A 4,351-nucleotide genomic window follows, 5' to 3' on the forward strand; every position below is an offset into this window, starting at 1 on the left:
CCCGCGCGCGCCGGTCGGGCGCCGGCTTGGAACAGCACGCGCAAGACCGCTCCGGAGACCGCGTCGCCACCGTGGCAGGTCACCTCGACCACGTCCTCGCCCGTGGACGAGTGCGGCCCGCGCCACACGACGCACACGACCTGGTCGACCCGGTCCCCTCGCTCGTCCCGCAGCCAACCGACCCGGACCGTTCGCTCCTCGGCCTCGAGGACGGACGGCCCGAACCGGGAGTCGACGGCCTCGAGGGCGCGGGGGCCACTCACCCGGATCACGGCGAGGGCCGCCGTACCCCGCGCCGTCGCGAGCGCGGCGATCGTGTCGGCCTCGAACCCGGCATCTCCGCCTTCGAAGTCGGGGCGCACCGAGGACGGCAGGTCGGAATGAGCCTCGTACCCCATAACCGGCCCGGAGGGCCTCAGCGCTTGCGGCCGTTCGCCGAAGCCGTCGGCTTGCGACCCGGCCGGCGCGCCCGCTTGCCGTTCTTCTTTTTCGACACCTTCCGCTCCAGCGCCGCAGCGGCCTTGTCCAATTCAGGCGCCTCGCCGCGCTCGTGGGCGTCGTGGACCTGCTTGTTCACCAGCCGCTGCTGCACGATCGAGAAGACGTTGAACGCGAGGTAGTAGAGCGACAGGCCCGACGGGAACCGGTTGAAGAAGAAAAAGAACATGACCGGCATCAGGTACATCAGAACCTTCTGCTGGCCGCCCGCCATCCCCGTCGAGGTCGACATCGACAGCCGCATCGAGATCACCATCGAGGCCGCCATCAGGATCGTGAACCCGGCCAGGAAATCGCCAATGAACGGGATCGTGAATGGCAGCGAGATCACGGGGTCCGGCGCCGACAGGTCGGGCGCCCACGCGAACGACTCGCCGCGGAGGACGAGCGTCGACTGGAAAAAGCGCCACAGCGAGATCAGCAGCGGGTACTGCAACAGCATCGGTAGGCAGCCGCCCAGCGGGTTCACGCCGGCCGTCTTGTAGACGCCCATCATGGCCTCCTGCTGTTTCTGCGGGTCGTCGCCGTACTTCTCCTTGACGGCGGTCAGCTGCGGTTGCAGCTCGCGCATCTTGGCCGCGTTCCGGTAGCTCACGGCCGTCAGCGGCCACAAGAGCAGCTTGACCAAGAGCGCGAACACGATGATGACGAGCCCGTAGTTCGGGATGAACGTCGACAGAAACGCGAACGCCGGCGCGACGACGTACTGCGCGATCGGCCGGATCATCCAGCCGACCCAGGCGCCGAAGTCGACGGTGTCGTAGAGCCCGTAGTCCGCCAACCGGCGGAGTTGGAGCGGGCCGAGATAGAGCGTGAACTCCGCCGCCTCGTTCGCAGCCAATCGCGGCATCTCGATGGCCGCGAGGTAGTCCTGCTCGAACCCTTCGGCGTCGTCCGCCTCGCCCGACTGCGCGCCCTCGATGCGGCCGGACGACGTCGCGGTCCCCTCGTCAGGGATGACGGCCGCGATGAAGAACTTGGTCTTGACCGCGATCCAGTCGACGCTGCCGCTCAGCACGATCGGATCGGCCTCACCCGGCTCGTTCAGGACGATCTTTTCGGTGTCCTCGCCGCCCGTCCGGACGAAGGCACCGGCCTGCTGCGTCTCGCCCTGCGGATCGGCCTCGGCGAGCGGCAACGCGCCGTCCCAGATCACCTCGTAGCCGCCGCCCTGGCTCAGTAGGTCCGTGCCCGGCGTCTCGATGCGGAAGTCGAGGGCGTACGCGTCAGGGTTAAACCCGTAGACGAACCGCAACGCGCCGTCGCCGATGGGCGCCTCGAAGCGGAGGTCGGCCTCGGCGTTGGCCCCGACACGTAGCGTGTCGCCCTCGAAGATCTCGCCGTCCACGATGGGCTGGAACGTGAGCGCTCGTGTGTCGAGGTAGTCGCCTTGGCTCGGCAAGACACCCAGGGCGAGCGCTCCGTCGGGGTCTGAGATCATCTCGACCGGCTCCTCGGTCCCCGAGCGGTCGTAGTTGAGCAGCTTGAAGCTGACCGGCGTCGCGCCCTTGGTCGAGAACGTCGCGTGGTAGCGGTCGCTCACGACCGTGAACTGGCGGCCCGGTCCTCCGACGGCCCCTGCGAACGTCGAGTCCGTGGGCGCGGTCGGTGCCGCATCGCGGTCGTCCTCGAGGGCGGGACGCGCGTCGTCTTCGAGGGCGGCGGCCTCGGCCTGGACGGCCGCGATGGAGTCGGCGGCGGCCTGCTGCGCCTCGACTTGCTCGGCCGTCGGCGCCGTCTGGATCATCCAGAGCCCCAGGATCAGGGACATCAGGAGGATGCCGATGAGGGCGGTGCGGTCGAGTCCCTGGGGTTCCACGTGGGGTCTGGAGGGTGAGCGAGGCCGGCGTCTACGGAACGGACGAGGCGCGAGGTGCGGCGGGGATCTCGCGCTGTGCGAGTCGGTCGAGGGCGAGCGGCAGGTCTCGGCGGATGGCTTGGGAGGCCGCGTCGTCACGCCCTCGGTACAACACCATCATCGTCAGACAGTCCTCACGAGCGTCGAACGCCTCGAGGACGTCGGCTTGGTGCGACCGGAAGGTCTCGCGCATCAGCCGGCGGACCCGGGTCCGCACCGCGTTGGTCGTGCGGCGTCCCGGCGCGAACCCGACCTGGACACCGACCTCGAGGCCGGTCGCCTCACGAGGCACGGTCCGGTAGAGAACCATGACGGTCCCCTGTCGCACGCGCCCGACGTCGTCGCGGCCCCGGTCGAAGAGCGGCCGGATCAGCCGGCGGCGCTTGAGGCGGCGTGACCGCGGGAACGCGTTCGGACGCACGCGAGCCGGTCTACTTGGTCGACTTCGTGTCGCTGACCGTCAGGTCGTGACGGCCCTTGGCGCGGCGGCGGGCCAAGACGTTGCGGCCGTTCTTGGTGGCCATGCGGGCGCGGAAGCCGTGCTTATTGGCGCGCTTGCGGCGGCTGGGCTGGTAGGTGCGCTTCATAGAGATGGCGCCTGGGGCGCGTCGGTCGGGCAGCGCCGGCGGCGCCGGCGGGAAACACAAACGCGCCGCCTGCGGCAGATCCCGAAGGCGGCGGTCGAAAAAGATAGAACGTGTGCGACGTGCGCCCGTGAAGGGCCGTTGACTTCGCACGCGCCCTCGAGGACGGGTTGCGGGCCGTCGGTCCGGCACGCTACCTTCGTCCTCCGCTCGTTTCCACGACGGGCGACCGGCGAGAATAGCTCAGTTGGTAGAGCATCAGCTTCCCAAGCTGAGGGTCGCGGGTTCGAGTCCCGTTTCTCGCTCCGAGACCGACGGTCTCACGATCGTGTCGTCGTCCTCGAGGACGCGACGTCGAGGGCGGTTAGCTCAGTTGGTTAGAGCATCTCGTTTACACCGAGAGGGTCGGGGGTTCGAATCCCTCACCGCCCACACGTAGACTGGCTAAATTGTTGGGCGACTGCGGTCTTTCCCTGACAGGTCCAACATGGGTCCAACAACCTGTCATCTCATGGCGAGAGACAGGAGACCGAACCCCAGCCCCTTGGCCGGACCGACCCCACCTCGGAGAGCGTCAGCGAGAGCGTCGGGGTTGTCGACGCTCGCCGTGCCGTCGAAGCGGACTCCGAACAACGTGATCCGGTGACCGCCCGCCTTGCGCGTTCGGACTTCGAACGGGGCGTCGAGGATCCGGTCGGCCTCGAGGGCGAGGCCCGCCGCCTCGGCCTTCCGCTCGAGCCAATCGAGGTAGCCGAGGGTCGCCCGTGTGTGGCCGGCGGGCACTCGGTCATGGACGAGCGGGACTCGGGCGCCGTTCTTCTGGCCGGGCCGCTTCTTCTTGACGGTCGGGTTGGCGACCAGCCGGAACCGGAGCCGTTGGCCAACCTCGAGGGCGGGGTCGAACGGCTTGGGCCCATCGATGCGGCGGGCGTAGCCGGCCTCGAGGGCGGACCAGTCGGGCTCGGTGAGCGACTGGACGAGGACGGCGGGGCCGCCGGGGGCGTCGGGCTCGGACCGAAACAGCAGGCCGTGGTTGGGCGACCGGGCCTCGTTGGCACCGTCGCCGTCAGCTCGGGCACCGGGGAAGACGCGGGCGAGCGTCCGGTGGAGTTGGTACGGGTCGGCGAGGTCGCGCTGGGCTTGGGGATTCCGCATGTTGACGGCGAGCCTACTGAGGTACATCGTTCGGAAGAGTGAGGACAACGGTCTCGCGCGGGAGGAACCGGCGCGGCGAGAACGAGACGGGCGTGTCCGGCGCCACACGACGCTCGGCGACGTCGAGGCCGGGGGGCACGGCCTCGACGTCGAGGACGAGCCGGCGGGAGCCACGCGATGGGCGCGGCCCCCACAACAGGCCTCGGCCTCGAGGACGGGAGCCGGCGGGGTAACCGAACTCCGACAAGACCTCGGC

The 4,351-nt window shown here is 69.3% G+C and carries 4 protein-coding genes, 2 tRNA genes and 2 pseudogenes; 2 read left to right on the forward strand and 6 right to left on the reverse strand.

Features of this window, described 5'->3' with window-relative positions; translation table 11 throughout:
* The 4 genes and pseudogenes from WBA11_RS11400 to rpmH all read right to left on the reverse strand — a co-directional run.
* Positions 1-362 (reverse strand): annotated as a pseudogene (locus WBA11_RS11400) (tRNA uridine-5-carboxymethylaminomethyl(34) synthesis GTPase MnmE); the annotation flags it as partial.
* Positions 363-415: 53 nt separating this feature from the next.
* Positions 416-2,317: a membrane protein insertase YidC gene (yidC, locus tag WBA11_RS11405; protein WP_424520808.1), complete on the reverse strand. Its 1,902-nt coding sequence runs from the start codon at positions 2,315-2,317 to the stop codon at positions 416-418.
* A gap of 31 nt (positions 2,318-2,348) precedes the next feature.
* Positions 2,349-2,777 (reverse strand): ribonuclease P protein component, encoded by a 429-nt coding sequence (locus WBA11_RS11410; protein ID WP_424520809.1) that lies wholly within the window; start codon positions 2,775-2,777, stop codon positions 2,349-2,351.
* 10 nt (positions 2,778-2,787) lie between these two features.
* Complete coding sequence (gene rpmH / locus WBA11_RS11415) at positions 2,788-2,943, reverse strand: 50S ribosomal protein L34 (protein WP_424520810.1); 156 nt, start codon at positions 2,941-2,943, stop codon at positions 2,788-2,790.
* Positions 2,944-3,172: 229 nt separating this feature from the next.
* Between rpmH and WBA11_RS11420 the strand changes: the two genes are divergently transcribed.
* Together WBA11_RS11420 and WBA11_RS11425 are read left to right on the forward strand one after the other, a co-directional pair.
* Positions 3,173-3,245 (forward strand) — tRNA-Gly (locus WBA11_RS11420).
* 53 nt (positions 3,246-3,298) lie between these two features.
* A tRNA-Val gene (locus WBA11_RS11425) sits at positions 3,299-3,372 on the forward strand.
* 72 nt (positions 3,373-3,444) lie between these two features.
* Here the strand turns inward: WBA11_RS11425 and cas6e are convergent.
* Positions 3,445-4,095, reverse strand: a complete 651-nt coding sequence (gene cas6e / locus WBA11_RS11430) for a type I-E CRISPR-associated protein Cas6/Cse3/CasE (RefSeq protein WP_424520811.1) — start codon at positions 4,093-4,095, stop codon at positions 3,445-3,447.
* Positions 4,096-4,108: 13 nt separating this feature from the next.
* Positions 4,109-4,351 (reverse strand): annotated as a pseudogene (locus tag WBA11_RS11435) (hypothetical protein); the annotation flags it as partial.

It is taken from the genome of Rubrivirga sp., assembly GCF_049648075.1.
Taxonomy (GTDB): domain Bacteria; phylum Bacteroidota; class Rhodothermia; order Rhodothermales; family Rubricoccaceae; genus Rubrivirga.